Below are 13,157 nucleotides of genomic sequence, written 5' to 3' on the forward strand. Positions count from 1 at the left end.
AGTGCGCCCAGCCTCAGCACACCCATTAAGATAAGCATAACCCCCGCCATAAGACCGGCTATAAGTAAATTCTCATAACCATATTGCATGACAATAGCGAGCAAAATGGGAATAAACGCGCCTGTAGGTCCTCCAATTTGAAATTTGGACCCTCCCAGCAGCGAAACCAAAATGCCCGCCACGATCGTTGTGTATAGCCCATATTCCGGCTTTACTCCTGATGCAATAGCAAACGCCATACCGAGCGGAATCGCCACAATCGCTACAATACTTCCGGAAATCAGATCCTTTCGCAAAGCCCTTGCGTTATAGCCTTCGAACCTTCCTGTCCACTTCATCCCTGTAACCCTTCTTTTCTGTAGTAGCATTACTTCTCGTTGCGTATACCTTCCAGCAACGAGATCGCCTCGACCAAATGATTGTCAAAAATCCGCCGTGCCACCGCAAGCAGCTCCGTCAAAAGCGGGTCACGCAATGAGTACACGACCGTTGTGCCTTCCTTGAAGCTGTTTACCAAATTTTTGGCCCGTAAAACGGCCAATTGCTGTGATACGGCAGAACCTTCGGAACCGAGAGCAGTCTGCAACTCGTTCACATTCCGCTCTCCTTCACTCAGCACCTCCAAAATACGGATGCGCAGAGGGTGAGCCAATGCTTTGAAAAAGTCGGCCTTAAACTTCTGGAGATCTCCTTCCATGCTTGCTCCATCCCCTCATAAAGTTGTCCTGTAAACGACCTACAATATCTGAATATTTGAATATTCAGTACAATAACAGCTTTGGGCCAATTGAACTATGATGTTACTCACACTTCACTATGAATATAGTCATATCTTTTTATGTTTCTACCTTATCAGGGTTGACAGCTTCCACAGGTTTCCATTAACATAACAATTAACTTTAAGAAAAGGGGGCCGACAGACATGACTGTGCTTGACACGATAATGACAGATAGACAGCAGGATACAACCACATATTTGAATTTTCGTCTCATCGGCCCCGTTCGGGCGACATGATGGGTGATATCGCGCTGTCTGACGGCGTGATTAACCGGGCTTTATTATTTTTTGTGCGATTGGAAGAACAGGTTATTTTACGTATTTATGATGTACGGATCATAAAATGTAATGACACTTTCGGTGCAAGAAGCCGTAGACGACAAGTCTGCGGCTTTTTTGTTTTTTCAAAATTATTTTCTGCAAGACTTTATCCATTTACATGAAGAAGGGAACTACCCAATTATATGAGTACATCACATACAACTAACTCGTCCTTTCATGAAGGACCATACAGCCATCTAATGAAGCTTCCGGCAGGTGATCTGACCGTATATGCTTCTCCGCAGCTTTTCTCCTCGTTCGATTACAAAGTGTTCGAGATGGCTAATAACAATCTGCAAATCCCCGGAATCCGCTATATGGGATACACACCGGACGTACATGTAGGCGTCGGAACCTGCATCGGTACGACTGCTGTATGGGGAATGGAGGACGGCTATGTATCTCCCTCCATCGTCGGCAGCGATATTGGGTGCGGCATGCGTGTACACCTGACCAATCTGCACAAGGATGCCCTAAAAGAAACCAAGCTGCGCCGTAAGCTGGTCAAGGCCATCGACAAATACCTGCCGATGGAAGCCCATCAGCGCGGGCATTATTCGGATATTCGGCTTGAGCATATTGTACGCAAAGGGCTGCATGGCTTGCCCAATAAATATATTCCGGACAGCTACACGCCTAAAAAATCTACCTCGCTCACTCATGTGGAGCACAGCAAGTTCTCATTTGACGAAGAGGTACTGAATCTCGTCGAAGACCGTACGTGGCATCGGGCTCACCGACAGCTTGGCACACTGGGCGGCGGCAATCATTTCGTCGAGATTCAGGCGATTGAAATTGCGGAAGAAAACCGCAAAACAGCCGAAGCCTGGGGCATGTTTGACGGTCAGGTGGCCGTGATGATCCATTCCGGGTCACGGGCCTGGGGCGGAGCGGTCAGCCAGACCAGTTCGTCTGCCATTGCCAAGGCGATGGGTCGTCTCGGACTCGGCACCTCCGACCCGAGACTGGTATTCGCGCCGCTGGATCATCCCGAAGCTGTACATTATGTTGATATGATGTATTCTGCGCTGAACTATGCCGTGGTGAATCGGCATCTGATCGCCTATTCCGTACGTGAAGCCTTCCGCGATGTTTTTGGTACAAAGTGCGAGTTGCGTACCTTGTACGATCTGATGCACAATTATGCTTGGAAGGAATCTCATCCGGAGCACGGCAGCGTGTTCGTACATCGTAAAGGTGCTACACGCGCGCTCCCGGCAGGTCATCCCGACAATCCGCGACCCTATCAGGCAACCGGGCACCCGGCCCTGATTCCAGGCTCTATGGGTACAGCCTCTTATATTATGGTCGGTTTGCCAGGGGGTCAGGATAACTTCTACTCCATTTGCCATGGAGCGGGTCGTATTCGTTCACGCTCTGCGACCAAACGGCTCATCAGTGTGGATGATTTTGCCGGAGCACTCGGTGTAGGGACAGACGACGAGATTGTCGTTAATCAGGCATCGCTGGAGAGCATTCTCGACGAATCTCCCCAAGCCTACAAAAACGTAGATGATATTATTGAAAGTGTCACCGGGGCAGGACTCGCAGCCGTTGTAGCCAAATGCAAGCCGCTGGCCGCCCTGAAAGGAGCCAAATAAGTTGAGTATAGACATCCCTGCTATTTACCAATTTGATGAGCATACAGATGGGCGTATTACCGGCTATGCCGCATATGCCCGTCTGATCGACGGCATCAGCGAAGCACTGCATGATCGCTATGGCGTAAAATACGAGCTGTATGCCAGTGATGACCCCAATATTGAGTATTGGGACTTGCTGGAGGAGGACATTCGTTCAGGCAGCCCGGAGCTGGAGCATGTGGCGCGGGTCTTTGATCGTTTGGAGGAACGCACCATTCAATATGACGATGACGGACCAACTCCAGAATACGGCGTGCATCTGTCGATGCGTAATAATGTGTTTGCCTATCCCAAGTGGGGCATCGCGCTGGCGCGGGTTCCCTTCTTCCGTGAGAATGGCGTATATAATGAAGATTACGTATTTGCCATAGGCGATCAGGAGCTGCAAAGCTTCCTCGCGGGAGTACGAGGCCGTGAACGCAAGCAAAATATGAAGCGGGTCACTGTTTTTACCGATACAAGCCGTGGACTTTCCCGGCAGGCAGAGCCGATTACCCGAGCAATTACGCGGGAAGACGTTATATTGAAGGCCGAAATCAAGCGGGATATTTTCCGTTCACTTGATCAGTTTTTTGAAGCAGATCGTACCTTCTATCAGACTTATAACATTCCTTACAAACGCGGTATACTGCTGTACGGCCATCCAGGCAACGGCAAAACGACGCTTGTAAAATCAATTGCAAGCAGTGTACCGGGGCCAGCCGCCTACTGGCAGATTACCGAGTACACAACCAGTGAGTCGGTCAAAGAGGTGTTCGAGGCGGCTACCCGTCTGGCTCCAATGGTGCTGGTCATAGAGGATATTGATTCCATGCCGCAAGAGGTCCGCTCCTTTTTCCTGAATACCCTTGACGGGGCTACCTCCAAGGAAGGCATCTTCCTGATCGGAACGACCAATTATCCTGAAAAAATTGATCCCGGTCTGATGAATCGGGCAGGTCGTTTCGACCGGGCCTACGAAATCAGCTTGCCTGACGAAGCACTGCGATTAGCGTATCTCAAGCTGCGTAACTTCCTTGTTTTTGCTGGAGAAACAGGTACGCAGAAGGCAGCGGCGTTGACCGATGGCTTTTCACTGGCTCAGCTCGGAGAGCTGTATGTCAGCGCTGCGCTGGAATGGCACGAGCATGGAAAAGCAGATATCGAGCTGATTATTAAAGACATGCGGGGCGAGCTGGATAAGAGCCGCAAGCAGGATTGGTTAAAAAATGCGGCCGAAGGGCGAGTTGGATTTTTCTGATAATTTCCAATCATTGACTGTATATAGAACCATATGTTACGCTCATAAGCAATAAAGTATCGAAAGGGTGACCTTAAGCCAATGATCTATTAATCCTATTCCAACAAAGAAAAAATCGTGTTCTTACGAATTTTCTGGATAGGATTAGTTTAGGCTTTTGGTATTAAGGATAAGAGCATTGCTTCTTTGACGGAAGCCGTGTATTTTTATTGTTCGTATGCCTGCCTCCTATCCAGAAACAAATGGATAAGGAGGCTTTTTGCATGAAAAAAATACTCGCAATTCTAATGCTTAATATATTCATCGTTATGGTCGGCGTTGGTTTAATTACCCCCATCCTGCCGGAGTTGATCATTGAATTTGGAGCCCGTGGGCAGTCGATGGATTATTAGTGGCAGCCTATGGCATGACACAATTTCTGCTATCTCCAATGACCAGGCAATTATCTGACCGATACGGGAGAAAAACATTCATCATCGCGGGTGTCATCATTTTTGCAGTAGCTAAACTTATATTTGCTATCGGAGATGCGCTTTGGATGCTGTATGTCTCAAGACTTCTGGAAGGAGTGGCAGCCGCCCTGATTGTTCCGCCTATGATGGCATATGTAGCTGATATTACAACAACCGAAGAACGTGCCAAAGGAAATAGCCTGCTAGCCGCAGCTATGTCCCTCGGCTTTGTTATTGGACCCGGACTTGGTGGCCTTCTTGCAGGGTATGGAACGAGAGTGCCACTTTATGCAGCGGCGGGTGCTGCTATGCTTGCAGTTATGTTTTCAGTGATTTGTTTACCCGAAAGTTTGTCGAAAGAACAAATGAAAGCAGTGCGGGCAAAAATGATTCAGCAGGAATCCATGTTCAAGCAGTATACGAAATCTTTGAAATCAAAATATGCGATGCTTTTTGTACTTGTCCTGGTCATGACCTTCGGACTTGCTAACTTTGAATCTGTTCTTGGTTTATATGTAACAAACCGCTTTCAGTTCTCACCGCAACAGATTTCAATCATTCTGACCGCAGGCGCTGTGATCGGAGTCGGTATGCAGGCATTATGGGTAGCCAAAATAATGAATAGATTTGGTGAACAACGGGTAATCAAAGGATCTCTTCTTTTCACCGCATTTGCCTATTTTGTATTTCTTTTTGTTAAGGATTTTTGGACTATCTTCCTTGTAACCTCCAGTATTTTCTTTGCCACCGCAATGCTTCGCCCAGCCCTGAATACACAATTATCCAAGATGGCAGGGAGTGAACAAGGCTATGTAGCTGGTATGAATAATGCCTATATGAGTATCGGGAATATTGTGGGGCCTGCTCTGGCGGGATTCTTATTCGATGTAAATATGTTCATTCCATTTATAGCCGGTTGTTGTATTCTTTTTATTACCTTTTTGCTTGCATTAAAGTTGAAGTAAAAACAGACCTCTAATGAATAAAAGGCAGCTACCAGTACGGAACTTTATGTTCAGTACTGGTAGCTGCCTTTTTATTATTCCGCTTCCCCGCTCAGACGATTCAAAAACTGTATAGCCCGTGAACTGGTAGGGTGCTCCAGAACGTCATGTGGCGTCCCCTGCTCAACGATCACACCCTGATCCATTAAAATAACATGGTCCGCAACCTCGGCTGCGAATTTCATTTCATGCGTGACAATGACCATCGTCATCCCTTCAGCAGCCAGCTGCTTCATGACCTTGAGCACCTCGCCTACCAATTCGGGATCAAGAGCAGAGGTAGGCTCATCGAACAACAGCACCTCCGGTTCGACCGCCATTGCCCGGGCAATACCAACCCGTTGCTGTTGTCCTCCCGACAACTGATGCGGATAGGATTCCGCTTTATCTGCGAGTCCCACCTTTTGAAGCAGCTCCAATGCACGTTTGCGCGCCTCGTCCTTGTTCTTTTTCTGAACCGTGACTTGACCCTCCATCACATTCTGCACGGCTGTCATATGCGGGAACAGGTTGTAGGATTGAAACACCATACCTGTCCGCTTGCGCAGCGCCAAAATGCTTTCTTGCCGGAGCTTCGTTCCTGTGGCAAAATTCAGTGCAATATCTCCGAGCTGGATCTCCCCCTGATCAGGAACCTCCAGTAAATTCAAACAGCGCAGAAGCGTTGTTTTTCCAGAGCCGGACGGGCCGATGATCACGAGCACCTTCCCTTTATCCAACGTCACGTTAACACCCTTCAGCACTTCCAGCGAGCCGAACGATTTGTGTATATTCCGAATTTGGATCACCGGTACAATCTCCTTTATCTAACGGAAAAACGGCTCAGACGCTTTTCCAAATAATTTTGCAGCACTGTCAAAATGGTGCTAAACAGCAGGTAAATAACCCCCGCCTCGGTATATACCAATAACGGTTCATACGTAGTGGCTACAATCTGGTTAGCCGTTCTGAACATTTCGACATAGGTGATGGTCGCAGCCAATGAAGTATCCTTCACCAAGCTGATGAATGAATTAGCAAGCGGAGGTACAGATACACGGGATGCTTGCGGAAGCACGATACGCCGCAGCACTTGCCAGCGCGTCATCCCCAGAGAGTAGCCAGCCTCCCATTGGCCTTCCTGAATGGAAATAATAGCAGCACGTATAATTTCAGAGCTATAGGCCCCCACGCTGAGTGTAAAGCCGATCACTGAAGCAATAAACGGGTCCAGTGTAATACCGACGGAAGGCAAACCGTAGAAAATAATATACAATTGCACCAGTAAAGGAGTTCCCCGAATCACCCATACATAGAAGCCGAAGATCAGCTTGAGTATTCTCCATTTGGACAGCCGGGCCAACGCTGTAATCAGCGCCAGCACGAGTCCCAAAGCAAAGGAAATCAGTGTGAGCGGAATTGTAAAAGAAACCCCTGCTTTTAGCAGAGGCCATAATGAATCCATAATGATTTGTATCTGGCGTTCATCCATTATACAGACATCCTTTAAAAAGATAGGTTTGCGAAAATCCGGTTCGACTCGTCGAATCTTCGATCATTCATTGTTATTTGGATCATTCGTTATTATTTAGATACGTCGGCTCCAAAATATTTCTCGGAAATTTTCAGGTACGTACCGTCAGCCTTCATGTCAGCCAGCGCTTTGTTTACTGCCTTGATCAAATCTTCGCTGCCTTTATTGAAGACAGCTGCGCTATGTGAAGCGTCTGCAGACTCATCCACCTTTTTGATAGGAGCGTCAGGCTTTTGCTTTTTCAAATCAAGATAGGATAATCCGTCATTGACGGTCGCATCCACTCGTTTGGATGCCAGAAGGTCAATGGCTTGGTTGAATCCTTCGGTTGCTACAATTTCCGCACCGTTGCTTTTCGCGATTTGAGTCAGGTTGCTGGTCAGGGATTGCGCGGCCTTTTTACCTTTTAGATCAGCAAATTTTTTGATGTCCGTATTATCTTCACTCACGATCAGAACTGCCTTGGAGACAATGTACGGATCGGAGAATTCGTATTTTTGCTTGCGCTCATCCGTAATGGAAACTTCATTGAACACCGTATCGAACCGCTTGGAGTTCAATCCAGCGAAGATCCCGTCCCATTGTGTCTCGATAAACTCCGGTTGTACACCCAGACGTTTACTCACTTCAGTCGCAATATCAACGTCGAAGCCTGTCAGTTTGCCAGCAGCATCATGGAAGGTAAACGGAGCATAGGTTCCTTCTGTGCCGATTCTTAGCTTGCCGCTCGCTTTTACAGATTCAAGCGTAGCCGTAGCGGTTATATCTGCTTTTCCATTGTTAGATCCGGTATCTCCGGTCGCAGCATTATTCGTATTAGCGCCTTTATCATTGTTACCGCAGGCCGAAATCAGCAAAGCCATCACGATAAGTACAATCGGCAAAAAGTTAAATTTTCTCATGTTAACCACACTCTTTTCCTTGTTCTTGATAACCTAGCACGGGGCTGGCTATTGAATAGTACATCATTCATTTTGACACGTCAATGCTTTTATCCAATAATCCCTATGCAAAAGGTAAGCTATATCTCATTTGCAGCCTAAAGTTATTCTAGGTTGACTCATTCATAGGCAGGCTATTCATTTTCACAGCTATCGCAGCAACTTTCTCTGTACCTTTACGCTTGTGGTTTCGTATAATAGGCTTCAATATGGAGTTTAGTAATATTTACCTCAACTCTGATTGAAAGGAATACATACTAACATGGATACCCCTAATTCACCCTTATCCTCTACTTCATCCGAAGAAAGCCACTCGGCCTGGGCTACCTTCACTTCACCTGTAAAGCAATCCAAAGCATTCACTATGCTGTGGCTTGGACATTGGATTGCTATGCTGGGAAGCTCGGTCACGACCGTTATTTTGCCACTGGTCATCTATTCTCTGACAGGCTCCACTACAATCATGGGATTGGCAATGACTGTCTATATGCTGCCTAACGTACTTATTCTGCCCTTCGCCGGGATGATCGTCGACAGAATTGATCGAATCCGTCTCCTGCTATTTACGAATATCGCCCGATTCGGACTAATGTCTGTTGCAGCAGTGCTGATGTTTACCGGCGGAATGAAAATGCCGTTTCTGTTCATTGGCCTTGCGTTATACGGATTGATGGACGGCATCTTTAACCCGGCTTATTCTGCCTTGCGGGCACAGGTGTTCACACCGGACATTCGCAATGCGGCTAACGCACTCAGTCAGATCAGTATACAAGCCGTCCGTCTGCTTGGCCCTCCATTGGGAGGCTTCATTGTATCCTTTTCCTCGCCAGGCGTCGGCTTTGGACTGGATTCTGTCACCTATCTGATCTCTTTTGCCTGCTTTTGGATGCTGAGCGCTCATTTGACCTCAATCATCGGTAAGCGGCAGGCAGCAGATCCAGAGCAACAGGATCAAGGTGGACAGCATTTTGTCAAGGATTTTATAGCAGGCTTTACCATTCTCAAAAGCCATCCCTGGCTGTGGATTACGATTCTGGCCTTTTCCTTCATTAATATTTGTTATTCAGGCATTATTGCTGTACTCGTTCCGTGGCTGTTCAAGGTTCATCATAGCTATAGTCCCGTTGTGTACGGTGTCGCCATGGCAAGCAGCGGCGTTGGCGCCATGGTGGGGGCCTTTGTGTATGGGTCACGCAAGCATTGGAAGCATCGCGGTCTGCTCGCTTACCTGGGCGCTTTGGTCAGCGGCCTTGCTTTGCTCCTGTTGTCTGTCGTCACCTGGATGCCCGGATTGATTATGAGTATGATGCTCGAAGGCTTTGGCATTATGATATTTGCGATAATCTGGGAGACTAGCCTTCAGGAATTGGTGCCCGCCCAATCCTTTGGCCGTGTAGCCAGTCTGGATCTGATGTTTTCCTTTGCCCTACTGCCTGTAGGCTATCTGGCAGTAGGTGCCGTGGCGGACAAACTTGGTGGCATCTTCACGATTGGCCTATTTGCAGCGATCGGCATGTGTATCGTACTAGGCGTTCTATTTGTTCCCCACATCAGACGCTTTCAATAGGAAACGGACACTCTTTTTGCAAAATGAAAGAAGCTGCTCCCACAGGCTCATTTGCGAACCTTGAAGAAGCAGCTTCTTTCATTTTATCTTTGTGCCTCATGGAGGACAGTCTATTCATGATTTGTAAAATTAGCCTCTGCTCCGCCCCACAGAACGGAAGATCAGGCTTACAATAACAACCAGCACGATCGCACCAATTAATGCAGGAACGATGTAGAACGATCCGATTACAGGACCCCAGTTCCCCAGAACCAAGCTTCCCAACCATCCACCGATAAAACCGGCGATGATATTGCCAATGACACCACCCGGAACATCTCGACCTGCGATAATTCCTGCCAACCAACCAATAATACCACCAACAATCAATGCCCATAACCAACTCATTTTACGTCACCTCGTTTAAGTTTTTATCGTTGTGTTCTATTATTAACCATTCGAACTCTTTTTGATCACCAAGAGGACAATTGGCTAATATTACCTTTAGGTAGCACGCTGATTTAGGGGCTTGATAACATCTTACGTACCTCCTCGACGATTTATTCCTCTTGTGTGAAAAGCGTGTCTAAAATACAGTTATCCTTGTAATCCTGCTTTTTTTGTGCCATCCTCACATTATGGCTTCATTGAAGTCACTTCATGCAACAGTAACAAAAATAACAAAAATAACAGATGATAAGGAGTGACCCAATGGAGTGCCGAGTCGGATGCGCCGCGTGCTGTATTGCTATTACGATTTCATCCCCGATTCCCGGCATGCCGAATGGAAAACCAGCTGGCGTACCTTGCCCTCAGCTCACTTCGGATTATCGTTGTCAATTGTTTGGCAAGCCTGAGCGTCCAGCGGTATGTAGTGGATTTCATGCTGATGAGGATACGTGTGGAAGCACCAACGAAAAGGCATTTGAGCTGCTGAGAGAGCTGGAGGAGTCCACTTTACCGGATAGAGCTTACGGAAAAACTCATTCTTTATGAAGGAGAACTTTTATAATGAATGTCATTGAAAAAAGAATTGCCGAATTAAAACAGTATCGACCTGATCTTACTTCCCCGAAGGATCTGGATTTATTCTGGGACAAAACGTTGGAAAAAGTACGCGCTAAACCTGTACGCGCCTTCAAAACACCAGTCGACACGCCATATCCCCATATTTTTGCCTATCGAGTTACCTTTGAGGGGATGGATGAGACGCCACTGCATGCCTGGTATGTACGGCCCCGATTTGCCGGAGATCAAAAGCTGCCGTGTATCGTTCTGTTTCATGGCTATACAGGCGGAAAGGGTTATCCTGAAGATTATTCCTCCTGGTTAATGCTTGGCTTTGCTGTATTGGCGGTAGATGTACGTGGCCAGGGGGGAGAAACGGGAGACCGTATGGATGACCCTCACGGTACAGTTAAAGGCTGGATAACAAAGGGGATATTGGACAAAGATACCTGCTATTACAAAACCATTACGACCGATGCCCTTCGAGCCGTGGATTGGGTGGCAGAGCAGTTCGATGTGGATTCAACCAAAATTGCAATCAGTGGCGCCAGCCAGGGCGGCGGACTTTCATTAATGATGGCGGCGCTCAGTGATAAAGCTGCTATTACGGTGGCTGACATTCCTAATATGTGCCATATGGATTTTGGCATGATGAATTCCACCAGTTCGCTGACGGAAGCTGCTGAATTCGCCAATCGATTCCCTGAGCATTTGGAGCAGGTACTACATACATTGAGTTATTTTGACGTCATGAATCTTGCTCATCGTATTCGCATTCCGGTGATGATCTCGGTAGGATTTAAAGATACTGTATGTATGCCAGAGACCATTTTCGCCGCTTATAACCGCATTGAATCATCAAAAACGATTGAAATTTATCCATTTACCGGACATTGGGTTGAAGGTTTTCAAAGACGCAAGTCAGCTGAATTTTTAGTTAAAGCATTAGCACTAAATTAATTTTCTGATATAAAAAAGAGCACTACGCCTCAAACGGGACCAGTCCAGCCAGTCCAATTGCGTAATGCTCTTTTTAGTTCTACGAAGGCAGCCCCACACTTTGCAGGCAAGGTTCAGACACTGCTCACCGGATACACCTTCAAATGTTACGATGCAGCTTGCTGTTTGGCTGCCGAATCCCCTGTCCATTTTCGCACCCACACAAAATCCATAATCATCAGACCAAACGGAATAAAAGATGCAAACATAATAAATAGAGGCCGCCGGATGGGCCAATGCAACGCTGTTTTGCCATAGATCAAAGCGACGAGAAGGAGCAGAAAGCTCACCCGATATATATTACCAATCACCATAACCGCCTGGGTCAGGCCCGCAGCTTGCAGCGGCTGGTGGGTGAAAAGTATCGCCAAATACGCTATAGCCTGAAGCCAGAGCATGAGTCGGACACGCCCCAAAGGTGTTCTTAACACAAATTCGTTCCCCTCTCCAGAAGCAAGGATGTTCTCTCATCCTGCACAATCTTCATTATAACGAAAAGGGTCTCAAACTCCAACCTTCCCATTCTAAGTTTTGACCTAATGAGTTGTGTCTGATACAGTTGTGTAAGAGGTGATTGCATATGCTTAAACTGGGTATACTGGACCAGTCTCATATTCCTGAAGGCGGTACTGCTTATGATGCATTATCCAATACAACAGATTTAGCGCGTGAAGCTGATCAATTGGGATACAGCCGTTATTGGGTATCCGAACATCATGCGTCCAAAACACTAGCGCACTCCAGTCCCGAGGTCCTGATTGCGCATTTGGCTGCTCATACATCACGTATTCGTGTTGGTTCAGGCGGTATTATGCTGCCTCACTACAGCGCGTATAAAGTCGCCGAAAATTTCCGGCTGCTGGAGGCGCTCCATCCAGGGCGCATCGATCTGGGAATAGGACGTGCTCCTGGTGGTTTGCCGCTGGCTACTCGTGCGCTGCAGGAGGGCAAGTATCAATCTGTCGAACAATATCCGCAGCAGATTCTCGATTTAATCGACTATTTCCATGATTCCGTGCCTGACAATCATCGTTTTGCCGGGCTTCATGCCTCCCCGATGATCCCGACCGTTCCCGAGATGTGGCTGCTTGGCTCCAGCGGGGAGAGTGCCAGATTGGCAGCGATGGTGGGTGCTTCCTATGCCTTTGCCCAATTTTTCGGCACTCCGGGCGGCGTGGAAGCTACCGCACGTTACCACGAGCAATTTCAGTCTTCCATCCTGGGGGATAAGCCCCGCTCCATGGCGGCGGTTACTGTAGCCTGTGCGGAAACTGAAGAGGAAGCCGAGCAGTTGGCGTCCAGTGCCAGCTTATACTTCCTTTTGCTGATGCAAGGCAAAGAAATGAGCTCTCTCCCGTCAGTGAAAACGGCAATGTCCTATCCATACACGGAGCTTGACCGTGAGCGGCTGCGTCAGTCCGCAGCATGGCGTGTTGTAGGGACACCTGAGCAATGTAAGGAACAACTGCTAAGACTGGCTGAGCAGTATCGTACCGATGAGCTGCTGGTCGTCTCCTCCATTCATGACTTTGATAAACGTGTTCAGTCCTATCGTCTGCTGGCCAAAGCTTTTAATTTAGCATAAACATAATTGAACGGACACAGAGCTTCCGAAACATTAACAAGCCCCCGCCTGCCTGTAATGGCAACAGCGGGGGCTTGTCGTTAAGGAACGGTCCAATGGGACCAAATCCTCTGTACTATAGGAGCAG

General features: G+C 47.6%; 13 protein-coding genes and 1 pseudogene. 7 read left to right on the forward strand and 7 right to left on the reverse strand.

Features of this window, described 5'->3' with window-relative positions:
• Nucleotides 1-338 (reverse strand): SulP family inorganic anion transporter (locus WG8_RS28705; protein ID WP_007431532.1); only part of this gene is annotated, 338 nt, incomplete at its 3' end.
• A gap of 29 nt (nucleotides 339-367) precedes the next feature.
• On the reverse strand, nucleotides 368-697 hold the full coding sequence (locus WG8_RS17395; RefSeq protein ID WP_007431533.1) for an ArsR/SmtB family transcription factor: 330 nt from the start codon (nucleotides 695-697) through the stop codon (nucleotides 368-370).
• Nucleotides 698-1,242: 545 nt separating this feature from the next.
• On the opposite strand from WG8_RS17395, the gene WG8_RS17400 reads away from it, so the two are divergent.
• The 3 genes and pseudogenes from WG8_RS17400 to WG8_RS17410 all read left to right on the forward strand — a co-directional run bounded on the left by WG8_RS17400 (nucleotide 1,243) and on the right by WG8_RS17410 (nucleotide 5,399).
• Nucleotides 1,243-2,700, forward strand: coding sequence for an RtcB family protein (locus WG8_RS17400; protein ID WP_043891207.1), 1,458 nt, complete (start codon nucleotides 1,243-1,245; stop codon nucleotides 2,698-2,700).
• 1 nt (nucleotide 2,701) lies between these two features.
• On the forward strand, nucleotides 2,702-3,982 hold the full coding sequence (locus tag WG8_RS17405) for an AAA family ATPase (protein ID WP_007431536.1): 1,281 nt from the start codon (nucleotides 2,702-2,704) through the stop codon (nucleotides 3,980-3,982).
• 263 nt (nucleotides 3,983-4,245) lie between these two features.
• A pseudogene (locus tag WG8_RS17410) lies at nucleotides 4,246-5,399 on the forward strand (MFS transporter).
• A gap of 74 nt (nucleotides 5,400-5,473) precedes the next feature.
• Here the strand turns inward: WG8_RS17410 and WG8_RS17415 are convergent.
• The 3 genes from WG8_RS17415 to WG8_RS17425 form a co-directional block, all read right to left on the reverse strand.
• Nucleotides 5,474-6,226 (reverse strand): amino acid ABC transporter ATP-binding protein, encoded by a 753-nt coding sequence (locus WG8_RS17415; protein WP_007431539.1) that lies wholly within the window; start codon nucleotides 6,224-6,226, stop codon nucleotides 5,474-5,476.
• A 14-nt stretch (nucleotides 6,227-6,240) separates the two neighbouring features.
• Nucleotides 6,241-6,909, reverse strand: a complete 669-nt coding sequence (locus tag WG8_RS17420; protein ID WP_007431540.1) for an amino acid ABC transporter permease — start codon at nucleotides 6,907-6,909, stop codon at nucleotides 6,241-6,243.
• 92 nt (nucleotides 6,910-7,001) lie between these two features.
• A complete protein-coding gene (locus WG8_RS17425; RefSeq protein ID WP_007431541.1) occupies nucleotides 7,002-7,853 on the reverse strand; it encodes an amino acid ABC transporter substrate-binding protein in 852 nt (283 codons plus the stop codon).
• Between the two features lie 301 nt (nucleotides 7,854-8,154).
• Between WG8_RS17425 and WG8_RS17430 the strand changes: the two genes are divergently transcribed.
• Nucleotides 8,155-9,459, forward strand: coding sequence for an MFS transporter (locus WG8_RS17430; RefSeq protein WP_007431542.1), 1,305 nt, complete (start codon nucleotides 8,155-8,157; stop codon nucleotides 9,457-9,459).
• Nucleotides 9,460-9,588: 129 nt separating this feature from the next.
• Here the strand turns inward: WG8_RS17430 and WG8_RS17435 are convergent, their stop codons facing one another.
• Complete coding sequence (locus WG8_RS17435) at nucleotides 9,589-9,846, reverse strand: GlsB/YeaQ/YmgE family stress response membrane protein (RefSeq protein ID WP_007431543.1); 258 nt, start codon at nucleotides 9,844-9,846, stop codon at nucleotides 9,589-9,591.
• 303 nt (nucleotides 9,847-10,149) lie between these two features.
• On the opposite strand from WG8_RS17435, the gene WG8_RS17440 reads away from it, so the two are divergent.
• Both WG8_RS17440 and WG8_RS17445 read left to right on the forward strand, forming a co-directional pair.
• Nucleotides 10,150-10,434: a YkgJ family cysteine cluster protein gene (locus WG8_RS17440; protein ID WP_007431544.1), complete on the forward strand. Its 285-nt coding sequence runs from the start codon at nucleotides 10,150-10,152 to the stop codon at nucleotides 10,432-10,434.
• 15 nt (nucleotides 10,435-10,449) lie between these two features.
• Nucleotides 10,450-11,406 (forward strand): acetylxylan esterase, encoded by a 957-nt coding sequence (locus WG8_RS17445; RefSeq protein ID WP_007431545.1) that lies wholly within the window; start codon nucleotides 10,450-10,452, stop codon nucleotides 11,404-11,406.
• Between the two features lie 146 nt (nucleotides 11,407-11,552).
• On the opposite strand, the gene WG8_RS17450 is transcribed toward WG8_RS17445, so the two are convergent.
• Nucleotides 11,553-11,876, reverse strand: coding sequence for a DUF3817 domain-containing protein (locus WG8_RS17450; protein ID WP_007431546.1), 324 nt, complete (start codon nucleotides 11,874-11,876; stop codon nucleotides 11,553-11,555).
• 149 nt (nucleotides 11,877-12,025) lie between these two features.
• Between WG8_RS17450 and WG8_RS17455 the strand changes: the two genes are divergently transcribed.
• Nucleotides 12,026-13,030 carry an LLM class flavin-dependent oxidoreductase gene (locus WG8_RS17455; RefSeq protein ID WP_007431547.1) on the forward strand — a complete coding sequence of 335 codons (1,005 nt, stop codon included), beginning with the start codon at nucleotides 12,026-12,028 and terminating at the stop codon, nucleotides 13,028-13,030.
• Nucleotides 13,031-13,157 lie beyond the last annotated feature (127 nt).

This window comes from Paenibacillus sp. Aloe-11, assembly GCF_000245715.1.
Taxonomy (GTDB): domain Bacteria; phylum Bacillota; class Bacilli; order Paenibacillales; family Paenibacillaceae; genus Paenibacillus; species Paenibacillus kribbensis.